This window comes from Streptomyces aurantiacus (assembly GCF_001418335.1).
GTDB classification, from domain to species: Bacteria; Actinomycetota; Actinomycetes; order Streptomycetales; family Streptomycetaceae; genus Streptomyces; species Streptomyces aurantiacus.
In genome coordinates this window covers 1-16,657 of record NZ_LIPP01000213.1, presented here as the reverse complement: position 1 = coordinate 16,657, position 16,657 = coordinate 1, and the positions used below count along the sequence as shown (strand labels likewise).

The 16,657-nt window shown below is 69.8% G+C and carries 15 protein-coding genes, 2 pseudogenes and 1 riboswitch; of the genes and pseudogenes, 3 read left to right on the top strand and 14 right to left on the bottom strand.

Features of this window, described 5'->3' with window-relative positions; genetic code table 11:
* From AOK01_RS26245 to AOK01_RS26225, 5 genes and pseudogenes are all read right to left on the bottom strand, one after another.
* Positions 1–698: pseudogene (locus AOK01_RS26245) on the bottom strand (hypothetical protein); the annotation flags it as partial.
* Between the two features lie 43 nt (positions 699–741).
* Complete coding sequence (locus tag AOK01_RS26240; protein WP_055515860.1) at positions 742–1,755, bottom strand: C40 family peptidase; 1,014 nt, start codon at positions 1,753–1,755, stop codon at positions 742–744.
* Positions 1,756–2,091: 336 nt separating this feature from the next.
* Positions 2,092–3,123 (bottom strand): C40 family peptidase, encoded by a 1,032-nt coding sequence (locus AOK01_RS26235; RefSeq protein ID WP_055515866.1) that lies wholly within the window; start codon positions 3,121–3,123, stop codon positions 2,092–2,094.
* A 376-nt stretch (positions 3,124–3,499) separates the two neighbouring features.
* Complete coding sequence (locus AOK01_RS26230) at positions 3,500–4,849, bottom strand: NYN domain-containing protein (RefSeq protein WP_055515858.1); 1,350 nt, start codon at positions 4,847–4,849, stop codon at positions 3,500–3,502.
* A gap of 35 nt (positions 4,850–4,884) precedes the next feature.
* Positions 4,885–5,124 (bottom strand): hypothetical protein, encoded by a 240-nt coding sequence (locus AOK01_RS26225; protein WP_055515856.1) that lies wholly within the window; start codon positions 5,122–5,124, stop codon positions 4,885–4,887.
* Positions 5,125–5,280: 156 nt separating this feature from the next.
* On the opposite strand from AOK01_RS26225, the gene AOK01_RS26220 reads away from it, so the two are divergent.
* The gene (locus tag AOK01_RS26220) at positions 5,281–6,030 is read left to right on the top strand and encodes a rhomboid family intramembrane serine protease (RefSeq protein WP_079103753.1); all 750 of its coding nucleotides are present in this window, start codon (positions 5,281–5,283) and stop codon (positions 6,028–6,030) included.
* Positions 6,027–6,308, top strand: coding sequence for an Lrp/AsnC family transcriptional regulator (locus AOK01_RS26215; RefSeq protein ID WP_055515854.1), 282 nt, complete (start codon positions 6,027–6,029; stop codon positions 6,306–6,308). Before AOK01_RS26220 ends, AOK01_RS26215 begins: the two co-directional genes overlap by 4 nt.
* A gap of 83 nt (positions 6,309–6,391) precedes the next feature.
* On the opposite strand, the gene AOK01_RS26210 is transcribed toward AOK01_RS26215, so the two are convergent.
* The 6 genes from AOK01_RS26210 to ctaE form a co-directional block, all read right to left on the bottom strand.
* The gene (locus AOK01_RS26210; protein WP_079103752.1) at positions 6,392–7,807 is read right to left on the bottom strand and encodes an aminotransferase class V-fold PLP-dependent enzyme; all 1,416 of its coding nucleotides are present in this window, start codon (positions 7,805–7,807) and stop codon (positions 6,392–6,394) included.
* 183 nt (positions 7,808–7,990) lie between these two features.
* Positions 7,991–8,107, bottom strand: a riboswitch (SAM riboswitch).
* 196 nt (positions 8,108–8,303) lie between these two features.
* Positions 8,304–9,368 (bottom strand): anthranilate phosphoribosyltransferase, encoded by a 1,065-nt coding sequence (gene trpD / locus AOK01_RS26205; protein ID WP_055515852.1) that lies wholly within the window; start codon positions 9,366–9,368, stop codon positions 8,304–8,306.
* 123 nt (positions 9,369–9,491) lie between these two features.
* On the bottom strand, positions 9,492–11,150 hold the full coding sequence (gene qcrB / locus AOK01_RS26200) for a cytochrome bc1 complex cytochrome b subunit (protein ID WP_055515850.1): 1,659 nt from the start codon (positions 11,148–11,150) through the stop codon (positions 9,492–9,494).
* Positions 11,147–12,214, bottom strand: coding sequence for a cytochrome bc1 complex Rieske iron-sulfur subunit (qcrA, locus tag AOK01_RS26195; protein ID WP_055515848.1), 1,068 nt, complete (start codon positions 12,212–12,214; stop codon positions 11,147–11,149). The genes qcrB and qcrA overlap by 4 nt, the downstream gene beginning before the upstream one ends.
* Positions 12,211–13,020 carry a cytochrome bc1 complex diheme cytochrome c subunit gene (qcrC, locus tag AOK01_RS26190; RefSeq protein WP_055515845.1) on the bottom strand — a complete coding sequence of 270 codons (810 nt, stop codon included), beginning with the start codon at positions 13,018–13,020 and terminating at the stop codon, positions 12,211–12,213. Before qcrC ends, qcrA begins: the two co-directional genes overlap by 4 nt.
* Before the next feature lie 66 nt (positions 13,021–13,086).
* Positions 13,087–13,707: an aa3-type cytochrome oxidase subunit III gene (gene ctaE / locus AOK01_RS26185; RefSeq protein ID WP_055515843.1), complete on the bottom strand. Its 621-nt coding sequence runs from the start codon at positions 13,705–13,707 to the stop codon at positions 13,087–13,089.
* 188 nt (positions 13,708–13,895) lie between these two features.
* Between ctaE and AOK01_RS26180 the strand changes: the two genes are divergently transcribed.
* Entirely contained in the window at positions 13,896–14,297 is a 402-nt protein-coding gene (locus tag AOK01_RS26180; protein ID WP_055515841.1) for a DNA-binding transcriptional response regulator, read from the top strand.
* Positions 14,298–14,428: 131 nt separating this feature from the next.
* Here AOK01_RS26180 and AOK01_RS26175 read toward each other — a convergent pair whose 3' ends face one another.
* The 3 genes and pseudogenes from AOK01_RS26175 to AOK01_RS26165 form a co-directional block, all read right to left on the bottom strand.
* Positions 14,429–15,727, bottom strand: a complete 1,299-nt coding sequence (locus AOK01_RS26175) for a L,D-transpeptidase (RefSeq protein ID WP_055515839.1) — start codon at positions 15,725–15,727, stop codon at positions 14,429–14,431.
* Between the two features lie 130 nt (positions 15,728–15,857).
* A complete protein-coding gene (locus tag AOK01_RS26170) occupies positions 15,858–16,256 on the bottom strand; it encodes a cytochrome c oxidase subunit 4 (RefSeq protein ID WP_055515837.1) in 399 nt (132 codons plus the stop codon).
* Positions 16,253–16,657 (bottom strand): annotated as a pseudogene (locus AOK01_RS26165) (aa3-type cytochrome oxidase subunit I); the annotation flags it as partial. The gene AOK01_RS26170 and the pseudogene AOK01_RS26165, both read right to left, overlap by 4 nt.

Here is a 16,657-nt window from a genome sequence, read left to right as displayed (position 1 = left end):
GCCCCCAGCAGCTTCGCCATCCCCTCCAGCGACGCCGGTACGAGGACGACGACCCGCCCCGGCCACCGCCCTCCCCATGCCTCCCGCACCGCCGGCACCGCGTGGTCGGCCAGGTCCGCGTAACCGCGCAGGGTGCCACGGGACTGCCCCACCCCCAGGACGAGGCTGTGCTCGCCGCGTACGGCCACCACGGCCCCCTGCTCCCACAGCTGCGGGCCGGTGTCCGCGGCGGGCCGGTCGCCGGTCACGTACCAGCGCCCCTCGGCGCGGGTGAGGCTCAGCGCCCGGGCGGCGACGACGGGCGCCCGGTCGTAGCCGTCCAGGCGGTAGCGGAGCTCCGCGTCTGCCGTGGCGCGGTCGCCGGAGCGGCGGAAAGCGGTCACCCGGTACGACCAGTCGGTCAGCGGGACCGCCCGCAGGTTCCTGAACTCGGTGCGGGCCTCGGCCCGTTCACCTGCGGCCACGGAGCCCGGCGGCGCCGTCGCCACGAAGGCCCTCTCGCCGCCACCGTCGTCGCCGCCGACGCCCTCGCGCACCGCCGCCGCCCGCCGGTCGAGCAGGCGCTGTACATCGGCGGACGCGGTGTCGGTCCCCGTGGAGCCGCCGCAGCCGACCGGACCGGCCAGCCCCGCCAAGCCCGCAAGACCGACCAGCAGCAGCCCCACGACCCACCTCGGTGCACGTCCACGACCAGCCACGTTCCCGATCGTACGGCGCCCGGTCCGGCGGGTGGGGGGCGCGTCAGGGGCGCGTGACGGCCGAGACCGGCATCATGCCCACCGGGTCGTACCGTACGGGGGCACCCGGGTAGGGCGCGTGGATCACCTGGCCGTTGCCCATGTACATCCCGACGTGGCCCGCGTCGTCCCGGTAGGTGACGATGTCACCGGGCTGCGCCTGCGAGAGCGGCACCTGCCGCCCGGCGTGCGCCTGCGCCTGCGAGGTGCGCGGCAGCCCGACACCCGCCTGCGCGTACGACCACTGCGTGAGGCCCGAACAGTCGAAGCCGAGGGGCCCGTTGGCACCCCAGACGTACGGGCGGCCGAGGGCGGAGCGGGCCGCGGCAACGGCGGCTGCCGCGCGCGCCGAGGGCGGGACGGCGCCGGTGAGGTCGGGGGTGGTCCGGCCGGAGCGGGAGGCGCGGTCGTAGGCGGCGCGGTCGCTGTCCGGCATCGAGTTGAGCAACTGCCGCGCCTTGGCCAGCTTCTGCTCGACGGTGCGTCTGTGCCGGGCCACGGCCTCGCGGCTCCTCTCCAGTTCGGCGAGCTTGCGGGTGGCGTCCTCGCGGTCCCGGGCGAGGCCGCGCATGGCTCGCTGGAGGTTTCTGAGTTCGCCCGCCTGGCGGGAGTTGATCCGGTCGAGCGCGGCTGCCTTGTCGAGGTACTCGTCGGGGTCGTCGGAGAACATCAGCGCCAGCGAGGGGTCGAGGCCGCCGGAGCGGTACTGGGCCCCGGCGAGCGAACCGAGCGCGTCCCGCATGGTGTTGATGCGGCCCTGCTGCCTGGCGATCCGGTCCCGCGCCCTGCCCACCTGGTCGTGCAGGACGTCGGCGCGTTCGTCGGCCTTGTTGTACGACTCGGTGGCGCGCTCGGCCTCCTCGTACAGCCGGTCCACCTCGCCGCGGCTGTCGTCGTGCGGCGCGGCGCCGGCCGGCAGGACGCCGAGGGCCGCGGCCGCGGCGGTCAGTACACAGAGGGTGGCGCCTCGGGCGCCCCGGTCGAAGCCGGACGGTGCAAGGCGGCGATGGGACCCCACAGGAAGCCGCACTCCCTTCCGCTGACGGACCCCCGGAGTTGGGGGAATCGCCGCAGACAGTAGCCGTGCGACTACGCGGTGACCAAAGACCCTCGCGTGCGCACAACGCGACGCCCCGCCTCAGACGCAGGTCATGGGCGGGGCGTGGGGTCAGCGGGGGTCACGGGAATTCGCCCGTTCGGGCGGCGTGGCGACCGGACTTCAGGAGAGCCCGGAAGGGTTCCGGCCGAACGGCCGAACGCGGACACCGATCGGCCGTAGCCGTCGGTCAGCTGTAACCGTCGGTCAGCCGCAGGCGTCGATCAGCAGCAGGCGTCGATCAGACACGAACTGCGATCAGACTCGGACGCCGAACTGGAAGGAGCCGATCGTGCTCATCGATTCGAGGCGGACGACGGCGCCCGGCTTCGGGGCGTGCAGGACCACGCCGTTGCCGGCGTACAGGCCGACGTGCGCCAGGCTGTTGAAGAAGACCAGGTCGCCGGGCTTGAGCGCGTCGCGGCCTATCTTCACGCCGTCGTTCTGCTGCGTGTAGGTGGTCCGGGTTATCGACACACCGGCCTGGCTGTAGGCCCACTGCGTCAGACCGGAGCAGTCGTACGAGTTGGGGCCGCTGCCACCGGACACGTACGGCTTGCCCATCTGGGTCTTCGCGGCGGAGAGGGCGGCGGCGCCGCGCTCGGAGGCCGGCACCTCGTCGCCGAGCTCGATGCGGTCACCGGCGGAGCGGCTGGCGCGCTGGTCGGCGGCGTTGATGTCCGCCTTCTCCTTCGCGGTCAGGCTGTTGAGCAGCTTCTGCGCGTCGGCGAGCTTGGTCTGGACTTCCTTCTTCTTCTTGCCCAGGGTCTTGCGGGTGTCGGAGAGCTCCTTGAGCTTGCCGGCCGCTTCCTCACGCTGCTGGGCGAGGACCCGCTGCTTCTCCTGGACCTTCTTCAGCGACTCGACCTGCTGAGCGCTCAACTGGTCCATGGTGGACGCCTTGTCGAGGAAGTCGTCCGGGTCCGAGGAGAGGAAGAGCTGCACGGAGGGGTCGATGGCACCCGTCCGGTACTGCGAGCTGGCCATCAGGCCGAGGCTGTCGCGCATGGAGTTGAGGTCGTCCTGGCCGCGGGCGACCTGGTCCTGGAGAGTGTCGATCTCCTTCTCCAGCTTCTCCTGCTTCTCCTCGGCTCCGTTGGCCTTGTCGGTGGCGAGCTCGACCTCTTCGTAGAGCTTGTCGACCTTGGCCTTGACCTCGGCCTTGCCGGGCTTCTCGCTGGGCGCGGCGTTGGCCGCCTGCGAGCTGAGAGCAACGGCTGCAGCGGCGGCAGTGGTGAGCACGGTCACCCGGGTGCGGCTCGGCTGCTTCGGTCGACGGTGGGACGCCACGGAGGCGAGCTCCTTCATTACCTCAGCCGCCCACCGAGAACGCCGGTCGGCGGTGCCCCTCCACCGTCACTCCCGATAAGTGATCACCCGAGTAGAGGTTCGAGGCCTGACCCTAGTGACCACCCTGTGATCAGTTCAAATCCTCCTCGGAAAAATCTCGGTCATCGAGCGGATTCTTTGCAATCAACTCACGTGCAGTGATGATCGATTGACGCTCCGTTGCGTGAAGGTTTCGCCAATTTACGCAAGCCAGGCATCTGTTGCTCTTGGTGCTTCCGGCGCCTATGAGACGTACGGGACAGAAAGGCGTTCGTGGATCAAGCATGGATCAGGCATGGACGACCGGAGCGGCCAGGCTGCCCGCAAAAGGTGTGTTTCAACCCCTCGAAAACCGCTTGAGCAACACCACGGAGGCCACCGGCCGGGCGCCCGCGCTGGCCACGCCGTCGGCCACCTCGCGGTCGGTCGAGACGACGATGACGGGCCGCCCCGGCGGCTCCGCGCGCACCAGCTGGCGGATCAGTTCGTCCGCGGTGATGCCCGGCTTGGAGAACAGCACCCGTACGCCGCGCGGTGGCGCGAGGAGCACCGGGGCGGCCAGCTCGGCCCCGTCGAAGACACAGGTGACCTCGGCGCCGGTCTGCGCGGCGAGCTGCGAGAGCTGACCGAGGAGGCGCAGCCGCTGCTTCTCCAGCGGCATCTGCGGATAGCCGGTCTTGGTGACGTTGTAGCCGTCGACGACCAGATGCGCCTGCGGCAGCGCGAGCAACTGGTCGAGGACGGCGGGGTCGTTGTCGGACAGCGCCCGGGCCGCGATGTCCTTGGGCGTCATCCGTCCCGGTTCGACCGCGTCCACGGTCTGGGCGGGCCGCATCGACACCGGCGGCAGGGCGAGTTCGCGCCGCAGCCCCTGCGCCGCGTCGAGCACGGTGTCCAGCAACAGCCGTACGCGCATGTCCTCGACGCTGCGCCCTTCGCGGGCCGCGCGGCGGGTGGCCTCAAGGGAGGCCTCGACCTCGCCGAGCCGCTGCTTCAGCCGCCGGCTCTCGCTCTCGGCGGCCGACACCTGGGACTGCCCCTCACCGCGTACGGAGTCCAGCTCGCCCCGCAGCTTGCGCAGGGCCGCCTCGCCGCGCTTGACGTCGCTGAAAGCCCCGCGCAGCTTGCGATGAAGCGATTCCGCTTCCTTCTTCGCCGCGTCGAGCTCGGTCCGCAGCCGGTCCGTCTCGGTACGGATCTGGCCACGGGCCTCGGCGAGCTCCCCGCGCAGCCGCTCCAGCTCGGCGCGGCTCTCGTCGTCGGCGCGCTCGGCGTCCGCCCGCAGGGCCTCCTCGCCCGCGGCGGTCACCAGCTTCACCCAGCCCGGGGGCCGCAGCACATAGGCCGCGGCGGCCACGTCCAGCGGGTCCGCGGCCGGGGGCGGCGAGGCCGAGTCGAGGGCGCCGGACAGCTCGGGCTGGGCTTCTCTCAGCTTCTCGGCGATGCGCTGTCTGAAGAGAGGGTCGGTCTCCATGGCCGCCGCCATCGCGGTACCCGCGAACTTGGCGCGGCGATTCGGGGCGAACCTGGCGTACTGTCTGAGCTGGGTGGGCAGTTCGGCCACGGTGAGGCCGCCGAAGCCGTCCGAGACGATCTGTACGACCCTGCGGCGCACTCCGTCGGGCAGCGGACGGTCGAGCACCTCGGCGTCGCCGTCGTCCGGCTCTCCGCCTGTGGTCTCCACCATCCTTCACCCCATCGTCCGTGCGGGGCCCGCTCCTGTCAGGAGCCGGCGCCCGGCCTGTCCACCAGTTCCACCTGATCCAGCGCGTTGCACCACCGGCAGCGCACGGACTCGATGGTCTCACTGACCACCTTGCGCTCCTCGATGTCGGGCTCCCCGGCCAGATCCAGATGCACGTACTCGACGACCTTCGACGAACGCGTCACGTCGAAGCGCGTGAGGTTGCCGCAGAGCGTGCAGCGCCACCGGGTCTCGGCAGTCGGGAGGGGAACCGTCATCGTGGCAGTCGCTCTCTTTCCTGAATCTCCGTGCCGCACCAGCTTCCCTGGAGCGTGTGGCTCGTAACCCTACGGCCTGGCGGGTACTCGACGCCCGTCCACCGGGAGCGGCGAGGCGATCTGACCGGCTCGGTCCCGTTACGTCATGCTCTGTTCGTGATCGGCAACTGGGGCAGACCCGTCAACAGAACGATCAGAGCGGTCAGGGCGGTCCGGAGTCACCCCGCTCCGGTGACCTACGGGCTGATCGCCCTGTGCTGCGCGGTCTTCGTGATCGGCCCGGCCTCGGGGCTCGGCCCCGCGTACGGCACCGGTGACGCGCTGCTTTCCGCGCAGCGGGCCTATTTCGAGCGGTGGGGCGTGGTGCCCGTCGAACTGTTCGAGGGGTCACCGCGGGCCGCCGTCACCCCCGCCACCGCGCTCTTCGTGCACGGCAGCTGGCTGCATCTTCTGGGGAACATGCTCTTCCTCTATGTCTTCGGGGCGATGACCGAGGAGCGGATGGGCCACTTCCGGTTCGCCCTGTTCTACGTGGGCTGCGGCTACCTCGCCCTGCTCGGCTACGCCGGCGTGCACGCCGACTCGGCGCAGACCCTCGTCGGCGCGTCCGGGGCGATCTCCGCGGTCCTCGGCGCGTTCCTGTACCTGTTCCCCAAAGCCCGGGTGACCAGTCTTTTTCCGTTCCTCTTCTTCCTGCCGCTGCGGTTTCCCGCCTGGGTGGTGCTGCCGTTCTGGGTGTCCCTGCAGTGGCTGGCCGCGGGGCGCGCGACGCAGGGGCCCGGGGTCGCCTATCTGGCACACCTGCTGGGCTTCTCGGCCGGCTTCCTCTGCGCGTGGGTGCGGTACGGCCGTCCGGCTAGAGTGAAATCCCCAGCGCCGGCCACCGAGGGAGAAAACCAGCCGTGATCACCGCGATCGTGCTCATCAGGACCAGCGTGGACCGGATTCCCGAGATCGCCGAGTCGATCGCGGCGCTGGAGAGCGTCAGCGAGGTCTTCTCCGTGACCGGGACGTACGACTTGATCGCCATGGTGCGGGTGAAGGCCCACGACGACCTGGCCGACGTCATCCCCGGAATGATCAGCAAGATCCCGGGGGTGGAGGGCACGGACACGCATGTGGCGTTCCGTACGTACTCCCAGCACGACCTGGAGGCGGCGTTCGCGATCGGCGGCGACAACTAGCCCCCGGACTGCGGCCGTGTGCCGAGTACGGCGCCGTCGTGGCTGGTCGCGCCGTTCCCCGCGCCCCTGAAAGGCGGCCCCGCTCAGGCGGTTGAACCGGTACCGGCGGCCGGGACGCAGCGGCCGTCCTGGGTGCGGTAGCTCCAGCGGGCGCCGTTCGTGACGAGTTCCTTCACCGCGCGTACGAAACGCTCCACGTGCTCGTCGGGAGTGCCGGCGCCGAAGCTGACGCGGATGGCGTTCAGCGACTTCTCGCCGGGCGCCGCCTCGGGGGCCCCGCACTCGCCCTGGGACTGCGGGTCGCCGCCGAGGAGCGTACGGACGAGGGGGTGCGCGCAGAAGAGGCCGTCGCGGACGCCGATGCCGTACTCGGCGGAGAGCGCGGCGGCGAAGTGCGAGCTGTTCCAGCCCTCCACGACGAAGGAGATGACGCCGACCCGCGGGGCGTCGTCACCGAAGAGCGAGAGGACACGGACCTCCGGCACTTCGGCGAGGCCCCGGCGGACGGTGTCGACGAGGCGCTGCTCACGGGCGACCAGCTCCTCGAAGCCGGTCTCGGTGAGGGCCTTGCAGGCGGCGGCGATGGAGTAGGCGCCGATGACGTTGGGCGACCCGGCCTCGTGCCGCGCCGCGGTGTCGTGCCACTCGACGTCGACACCGCCGTCCTGCCGCCGCGACACCTTCCGCGAGGCACCCCCGCCGGCCAGGTACGGGTCGGCCTCACGCAGCCAGTCGAAGCGTCCCGCGAGCACGCCCGAGCCGAACGGCGCGTACAGCTTGTGTCCGGAGAACGCGATCCAGTCCACGTCCAACTCCCGTACGGAGACCGGGTGGTGGGGCGCGAGCTGGGCCGCGTCCAGCACGATCCTGGCACCCTGCGCGTGGGCCGCGGCGGCCAGTTCCCGTACGGGCCACAGCTCGCCGGTGACGTTCGAGGCACCCGTGACACACACCAGCGCCGGCCCGTACGGGTCGCGCTCGGCGAGTGCCCGCTCCAGCGTCGCCACGGCCTCGCCCGGGGTGCGCGGCGCGTCCAGGTACGTGACCCGGGCGTCCCGCCACGGCAGCAGCGACGCGTGGTGCTCGGTCTCGAAGACGAAGACCTGGCAGCCGGCGGGCAGGGCGGCGGCGAGGAGGTTGAGCGAGTCGGTGGTGGACCGGGTGAAGACGACCTGGTCGTCGCCCCGGCAGTCGAGGAACTCCGCGACGGTCCCGCGGGCCTTCTCGAAGAGGTCCGTGGAGAGCTGGGACAGATAGCCGGCCCCGCGGTGGACGCTCCCGTAGTACGGGGCGTACGCGGCCACGTCGTCCCACACCCGCTGGAGGGCGGGGGCGCTGGCGGCGTAGTCGAGCGCGGCGTAGGTGACCTCGCCGCCGGTCACGAGGGGGACGGTGACGTCCCGCCCCAGCACGGGCAGGGGTCCGGGCCTGTCACAGCGGGCGGACGGGTCGCCGGCAACGGTGGACACGGCGCTGGAGGCAGCGGTGGAGACAGACATGGCGAGCTCCTGTGAGAGGCAGGCGAAGTCACTGCGCGAGCGGACAGGGCTCGGCACAGGAAAAGTGAACGGTGAAGGGGTACGCGGAGGTGGGGCTCGGCGCCCTATCGCATTCGCTTGCTCATGTAAGGCTCCCTCGAACGACCAGGACCCCTGGTGTCTCCGCTCCAACGAGCGACGAGGGGTCCGCGCTTGCCGTAGACCTCACTGCCTACGACCTGGTCTTCACCCGGGGCACCCCGCCACGGACGGAGGGTTGCCGGACAGTCGGCCGGGGCCTCATGACTGTCACTCATGACCTGCCAGCATCATGCCACACGAACACCTGTCGGCAACCCTGGTCCACATACCGGGACGGTGCCATTCCGGTCGGGTGCGGGCCGGTGGGGGTTGATCGCGCAGTTCCCCGCGTCCCTAAAAGACTGCGCAGTTCCCCGCGNNCGCGGGGAACTGCGCAATCCTGTGGGCCCGCCCCCACCGGCCCGCACCCGACCGGCTACCTGTTGGTCGCGGCCACCCACCGCTCCAGCGTCCGCAACGCCGCCCCCGAGTCGATCGCCTCCGCGGCGCGAGCCATCCCCGTCCGGATCTGCTCCGCGAGCGATCCGGAGCCCGGCGCGAGCGCCACCAGCGCCGCCGCCGAGTTCAGCAGGACCGCGTCCCGTACCGGCCCCGTCTCCCCGCCCAGCAGCCGCCGCGCGACATCCGCGTTGTACGAGGCGTCGGCCCCCCGCAGCGCCTCCACCGGCACCAGGTCGAGCCCCACGTCACGCGGGTCGAAGGCCTCCTCGTGGACCTTCCCGTCCCGTACGACCCACACCCGCGACGTCGCCGTGGTGGTCAGCTCGTCGAGCCCGTCGTCGCCGCGGAAGACGAGCGAGGAGTTGCCGCGCTCGGCGAGGACCCCGGCCACGATGGGCGCCATGGGCGCGTGCGCGACGCCGACCGCCTGCGCCCTCACCCGTGCCGGATTGGTGAGCGGACCGAGGAAGTTGAAGGTCGTCCGGATGCCCAACTGCCCCCGCGCCGCCGCCACATGACGCAGCGCCGGGTGGAACTTCACCGCGAAGCAGAAGGTGATCCCGGCCTCCTCGGCCACCTCGGCCACCCGTCGCGGCGTCAGCTCCAGATTGACGCCGAGCTTCTCCAGTACGTCCGAGGCGCCGGACGCGGAGGACGCCGCGCGGTTTCCGTGCTTGACGACCTTGGCACCCGTGCCGGCGATGACGACGGCCGACATCGTGGAGATGTTGACGGTCTTCGCCCCGTCGCCGCCCGTGCCGACGATGTCGACGGTCTCCCCCGGCACCTCGATCACGTTGGCGTGCGCGTACATCGTGCGGACCAGGCCGGAGATCTCCTCGACGGTCTCGCCCTTGGCCCGCAGGGCCACCGCGAACCCGGCGATCTGGGCGTCGGTCGCCTCGCCCCGCATGATGAGGTCCATCGCCCAGGCGGTGTCGTCGGCGCTCAGGTCGCGCCCGTCCAGCAGGCCGTTCAGGAGAGCGGGCCAGGAACGGTCCGCCGCGAAGTCGCCTCCGGCGGGGGTCACAGCACTCATCTGCCGCTCCTGGGTTCGTGTCGTGGACAAGTGGGTCGGGTTCACCCTATCCAGCGCCGGGGACGGCAAAGAGCCCCGTCCAGGCAATGGACGGGGCTCCTGCCGTGGCGAACAGGCCGGAGATCAGTGGTGGCCGTGGCCGCTCGTGATCTCCTTGTACTCCTCGGCGGTGGGCTTCGGGATCTGGTTGTCCTCCCCGAAGTAGGCCTCGCTGAGCTTGGCCCGCAGCTTCTGCGGGCGCTTCACCTTGCGCTCGACACCGTTCTCGTCGACCGTCGGGCCGATCTCGGCCGGCTGGTACTGGTCGTGCGCCGTGAGGGTGTGCAGGGCCTCCTGGCTGAGCGGCTCGTGCACCTCGACGAACTCACCGTGCGGCAGACGCTTGATGATGCCCGACTCGCGGCCGTGCAGCACCTTGTCCTTGTCCCGGCGCTGGAGGCCGAGGCAGATCCGCTTGGTGACGACGAACGCGATCACCGGTCCGACGAAGAACCCGACCCGGACGAACCAGGTGACCGAGTTGATCGACAGATGGAAGTGCGTGGCGACGATGTCATTGCCGCCGCCGATCAGCATGATCATGTACGCGGTGACCCAGGCGACGCCGAAGGCCGTACGCGTCGGGGCGTTGCGCGGGCGGTCCAGGATGTGGTGCTCGCGCTTGTCCCCGGTGACCCACGACTCGATGAACGGGTACATCGCGATGATCCCGAGGAAGAGCCCGAAGAGCATCAGCGGGATGAACACCCCGAGGACCAGCGTGTGGCCCCAGGCGTTGATCTCCCAGCCTGGCATCGCCCGGATCAGTCCCTCGGCGAAGCCCATGTACCAGTCGGGCTGGGCGCCCGTGGACACCTGGTCAGGACGGTACGGCCCCAGCACCCAGATCGGGTTGATGGACGCGACCGCGGCCAGCATGGCGATGAACCCGAAGACCAGGAAGAAGAAGCCTCCGGCCTTGGCCATGTAGACCGGCAGCAGCGGCATGCCGACGACGTTCTTGTTCGTCTTTCCGGGACCCGCGAACTGGGTGTGCTTGTGGTAGAAGACCAGGATCAGGTGGCCGACCACGAGCCCCAGCATGATGCCGGGCAGCAGCAGGATGTGGATCGAGTAGAACCGCGAGACGAAGTCGCCGCCCGGGAACTCCCCGCCGAACAGGAACATCGAGATGTACGTGCCGACGACCGGCGTCGCCAGGATCGCGCCCTGCGTGAAGCGGACACCGGTGCCGGAGAGCAGGTCGTCAGGGAGCGAGTAGCCGGTGAACCCGGTGAACATGCCCAGGACGAACAGCAGGAAGCCGAACAGCCAGTTGATCTCACGCGGCTTGCGGAACGCGCCCGTGAAGAAGACGCGCATCATGTGCACGAACATGCCGGCCAGGAAGACGATCGCCGCCCAGTGGTGGATCTGCCGGATGAGCAGACCGCCACGCACGTCGAAGCTGATGTCCATCGTGGAGGCGAAGGCCTCCGACATCAGCTGCCCCTGGAGCGGGACGTAGCTTCCGTGGTACTCGATCTCGTTCATCGAGGGGTGGAAGAACAGCGTCAGATACACACCCGTGAGGATGATGATCAAGAAGCTGTAGAGGCAGATCTCGCCCAGCATGAAGGACCAGTGGTCCGGGAAGATCTTGCGCATGTTGGCCTTGGCCAGGGAGTAGATCCCCAGCCTGCCGTCGGCCCAGTCGGCGACCTTCTCGCCCGCCGGTGCCTTCTCTCGCGAACGGCCCGGCGCGCCGGCGCCCGAGGGGTTCGGGGTGGTCGTAGTGCTCATCCGCGCTCCCAGAATGCAGGACCGACAGGCTCGTCGAAGTCGCCGAGCGCCTGAAGGTAGCCCTCGTCGTTCACACCGATACGCAGCTGCGGCAGGGCGTGACCGGCCGGGCCGAAGATCACTCGGGCACCGTCGGCGAGGTCGAAGGTGGACTGGTGGCACGGGCAGAGGACGTGGTGCGTCTGCTGCTCGTACAGGGAGATCGGGCAACCGACGTGGGTGCAGATCTTCGAGTACGCCACGATGCCCTCGTGGGACCATTCGAGCTCGCGCTTGTCCTTGATGTTCTCCGGCTGCAGCCGGACGATCAGCAGGGCCGCCTTGGCGATCTCGGTCTGGAAGTCGTGGTCGTGCTCCTCCAGGCCCTCGGGCTTGGCGAAGGTGAGCGAGCCCACGGCGACGTCGGAGGGGCGCAGCGGCTCGTCCGTGTTCACGTTGACGAGCAGCTTGCCCCTGGACCACCGCGTGTGCCGCAGCTTGTCCTCCGGCAGCGGACCGAGGTCACGCAGCAGGACGATGCCGGACAGCGGGAACAGGGTCAGCGCGCCGAACATCGTGTTGCGGATGAGCTTGCGGCGGCCGAGCGCGGACTCCTTGGCACCCTGCTTGAAGTCGGCCAGCACCTGGGCCTTGACCTCGGGCTCCGCGGCGATGGCGTGGCGCTCGTCGGCGATCTCCTCGTCGGACATCAGGGTGCGGGCCCAGTGGACCGCGCCCGCGCCGATGCAGAACAGCGCCAGGCCGAGCGTCATGCCCAGGGCGAAGTTCAGACCGCTGATGTGACCGAGCGGGAAGATGTAGACGATCCGGTCGGCGGGGATCGCCACGAAGGACGCGATGAAGCCGACCGTGGCCAGCATCGAGAGCGTGAACAGCAGGGCGACCGTGCGCTCGGAGCGCTTGGCGGCCCGCTCGTCGATGTCCTGGATGCGGTGCTCGTGCGGCGGCAGACCGGGATCCGCGAACGGATGCTTCTCGTCGGCCACGCTCACGGCACCGTGCGCGTGCTCGTCGGCGGCCCGCTCGGCGGGCAGGTTCTCTTCTGGGATGTCTTGGCTACTCATGACTTCTTGGCCTTTGCGGTCCGGGCGGCGACCCATACGGCGACGGCGATCAGTCCGCCGAGACCGAAGATCCAGCCGAAGAGGCCTTCACTGACCGGCCCGAGGCCGCCCAGCTCCAGACCACCGGGGCTCTCCGAGTCGTCGCTGTTGACCACGTCGAGGTACGCGATGATGTCTTTCTTGTTCTTCTCCGTCAGCGTGGTGTCGGGGAAGGACGGCATGTTCTGCGGGCCGGTCTGCATGGCCTCGTAGATGTGCTTGGGGTCGACATCCTCCAGCGTCGGGGCAGACTTCCCGTTCGTCAACGCACCGCCCTTGCCCGTGAAGTTGTGGCACTGGGCGCAGTTGGTGCGGAACAGTTCGCCGCCCTCGGCGATGTCCGCGCCCTCGGGGTTGTACTGCTCCTTGGCCGGCACACCCGGGCCGGCGCCCAGCGAGGCGACGAACGCCGCGAGCTGGTCGATCTGGGCCTGCGAGTAGATGACCTTCTTCTTCGGAACCTGCGCGCCCGGCTGCTGGGCCGGCATGCGGCCGGTGCCGACCTGGAAGTCGACGGCCGCCGCGCCCACGCCCGCGAGGGCGGGGCCGTCGGTGGAGCCCTCACCGCCGGTGCCGTGGCAGCTGGCACAGCCGACGGCGTAGAGCTTCTTGCCCTCGTCGATGGCGAGGGACTGGGCGACTGTTTCGGCCTGCGCCTTGTCCGCGGGCGCGAACGCGGTGTACAGCCCCCCGGTGGCCGCCAGCGCGAGGAGTAGGACGACGACCGCCGCCAGCGGATGGCGTCGTCGTGCGGAGAGCTTTTTCACGGATTACCCCGGTGTCAGGATCTTCAGCGTCGATGCTTCTGGAATGTGCGCGGGAACGGGCCCCGGCTACTTGATCATGTAGATCGTGGCGAAGAGGCCGATCCAGACGACATCGACGAAGTGCCAGTAGTAGGACACGACGATGGCGGCGGTCGCCTGCTCGTGCGTGAACCTGCGGGCCGCGTACGTGCGCCCGAGGACCAGCAGGAAGGCGATGAGACCACCCGTCACGTGCATGCCGTGGAAGCCGGTGGTCAGGTAGAACACCGAGCCGTACGGGTCGGACGACAGCGAGAGGCCGTCCTTCTTGACCAGTTCGGTGTACTCGTAGACCTGGCCGCCGATGAAGATCGCACCCATCACGAACGTGATGATGAACCACATCCGGAGCTTCTTCACGTCCCCACGCTCGGCCGCGAACACGCCGATCTGGCAGGTGAGAGAGGAGAGCACCAGGATCGTGGTGTTGGTCGCCGAGAACGGGAAGTTCAGGGCGGACGCCATTTCCTTCCAGTGGTCGGGACCGGTCACCGATCGGATGGTGAAGTACATCGCGAAAAGGGCCGCGAAGAACATCAGCTCGGAACTCAGCCAGATGATGGTTCCGACGCTGGTGAGGTTCGGCCGATTGACCGACGGGTGCGCGTGCCCGGTATCTACTGTCGTTGCTGTCGCCACGACCGACATTATGTCGGTCGCTTATCCCGCCCTCACCCCGGGGGGTGCCGTTCGGGGTGTCTGCGGGGTGTGTCCAGCCCATATGGCCCATCGAAGCCCTGTCCGAACCGGTGTTGACCACGGGGGCGAAGGAGTAGCATCCGCGCATCGGACCCTGTCCGTGCCTGTCTCTACGACGCTGACGTCCCGGAGGAAGAATGCAGCCGACCGCAACGGTGCTGGTCTACAGCGACGACTCCAACACCCGCGAACAGGTGCGGCTCGCGACGGGGCGCAGGCCCGCGACCGACGTCCCCCAGGTGGAGTTCATCGAGTGCGCCACCCCCGCCGCGGTCATCAAGGAACTCGACCGCGGCGGCGTCGACGTGTGTGTGCTGGACGGCGAGGCGGTTCCCGCGGGCGGCATGGGGATCTGCCGGCAGATCAAGGACGAGATCTTCAACTGCCCGCCGGTGCTGTTGCTGATCGGCCGGCCGCAGGACGCGTGGCTCGCCACGTGGAGCCGGGCCGAGGCGGCCGTGACCTTGCCGGTCGAGCCTGTGGAGTTCGCCGCGGCGTTGGCGCAGTTGCTGCGCAGTAAGCCTGCGTTGAGCGCCTAGGCGCCGTGCTACGTCCGCCGTGCGGCGGGTGCGGGTCCGCTGTGGCTGGTCGCGCAGTTCCCCGCGCCCCTAAGAGCAAAAGACTGCGCCGTTCCCCGCGCCCCTTGAGGGCGGGCCCCTGCGGGGCCGCCCTATGCCGGTTCCGGGCGTAGTCTCAGGCGGTCCTCCGGGGTGGAGCCCTCTGGGGTGTCCGCCACCAGGGCGCTGCCCTTGCGCCAGCTGTCCCAGGTGAGGTTCCAGTCGCCGAAGCCGTTGCCGAACGGGTCCATCATGTCGCCGTCCGAGTTGACGACCTTGACGATGTCGCCGGCGCGGACGGTGTCGAAGAACCACTCGGCGTTGGCGGTGCTCATGCCGGTGCAGCCGTGGCTGACGTTGGCCGCCCCCTGGGAGCCGGTGGACCAGGGCGCGGCGTGCACGTACTCGCCGCTCCAGGTGACCCTGGTCGCGTAGTACACGGGCAGGTCGTAGGAGTCCGCGCTGCCCTCGGCGATGCCGATGCTGGTGCCCCGCATCCGTACGAAGTACTCCTTGCCCAGGACGACCTTGACGCCGTTGCGGGTGTCGAAGCCGGGCTTGCCGGTGGTGACGGGCAGTGTGTTGATCACCTCACCGTTCCGGTAGACCGTCATCGAGTGCGCCGCGGCGTCCGTCACGGCCTCCATGCGGTCGCCCGTGGTGAGCGTCAGGGGCTTGGCTCTGCCGCCCCAGAGCCGCTCGGCCACCTTGATGCCCGAGAGGGTGCTGCGGGCCGTGACGGTGGCGTGGGCGGGCCAGTACTCCATGGGGCGGTAGTGCAGGTTCCGGTCGTCCACCCAGTGCCAGGCGCCCTGGACCGCGGGCTGCGAGCGGACCTTGAGGGCTCGTTCCACGACGGCTCGCGCGGCCTTGTCCTTGACCGGGGCGCTGAGTTCGGCGGTGACGGGCTGGCCGACGCCGTACGTGCCCTTGTCGGGCCCGAACGTCACGTCGAGCCGCTTCTTGGTCCTGGGGACGCTGGTCTCGAAGTCGACGGCCTTGCGTCCGGGCGCGCCGTCCTCGTCCTCGGTGCTCACCCGCACCGTGTAGTGGGCGCCGGCGGCGAGCGGGGAGGTGCTGTGCCACCGGCCTCCGTCGGCCGACAGTTCGCCCGCCACGTACCGCCCTGCGGCGTCCGTGGCCGTGACGTCGGTGATGCGGCCGCCGGAGTCCTTGGCGATGACCTCAAGGGGCTTGTCCGGGTCGGCCTTCTTCCCGTCGCTCACGGCGGCGCTGAACGAGACGTCCTGTGCCGCGTCGTACGGCTCGGCCGAGAGCGGGTGGCCGTCGGAGCCGCAGGCCGTGACGCCCACGCCTATGACGACCATGAGTGCCGTGCAGCTGACGGCGGTACGGTTCCGCGGGCGCGCCGTACCGCCGTCGGCGCTCCTGGAGGAAGCTGAAGGGCTCATGTGCCGAGCGTAGGAACGGCTGTCGTCCGCGGCGCGTCGATTGGGCCGTGCGAGGGACGGGACGCGGGGCGAACGGGGGAAGCCCGGACCTCCTGACGGGGTGTCCGGGCTTCCGTGCGCTCAGCGCGTGCTACTGGTTCTGGCTCTCTCCGCGGTAGTACTCGAAGACCCAGCCCCACAGGCCGATCATGAGGATCGGGGCCGAGAAGAAGACCAGCCACCAGCCGAAGACGACGCCCATGAAGGCGAGCGCGCCGCCGATGCCGAGAGCGAGCGGCTGCCAGCTGTGCGGGCTGAAGAAGCCGACCTCACCGGCGTCGTCCGCGACGTCGGCCTCCTTGTTGTCCTGGGCACCCGCGTCGACCCGCCGGGCCGTGAAGGCCAGGTAGAAGCCGATCATGATGCACAGGCCGAAGCCCAGGAAGAGCGCCGTGGTGCCGGCCGGCTCCTTCGACCACACGCCGTAGACGACGGCGATGACGAGGACGAAGACCGCCAGCCAGATGAACAGCTTGCCTTGGACCTTCACTTGCCGGCCTCCTTGCCACCAGCGAGGGCCTTCTCACCGTGACCGACGTTCTCAAGCTGGTCGAGAGCGGCGATCTCGGGGTGGTGCAGGTCGAAGGCGGGGGATTCGGAACGGATCCGCGGCAGCGTGAGGAAGTTGTGCCGCGGCGGCGGGCAGGACGTGGCCCACTCCAGCGAACGGCCGTAGCCCCACGGGTCGTCGACCTCGACCTTCTTGCCGTACTTGGCCGTCTTCCACACGTTGTAGAAGAACGGCAGTATCGACAGACCGAGGACGAACGAGCTGATCGTCGAGATCGTGTTCAGCGCGGTGAAGCCGTCGGCCGCGAGGTAGTCCGCGTACCGCCGCGGCATGCCCTCGGCGCCCAGCCAGTGCTGGATGAGGAAGGTGCCGTGGAAGCC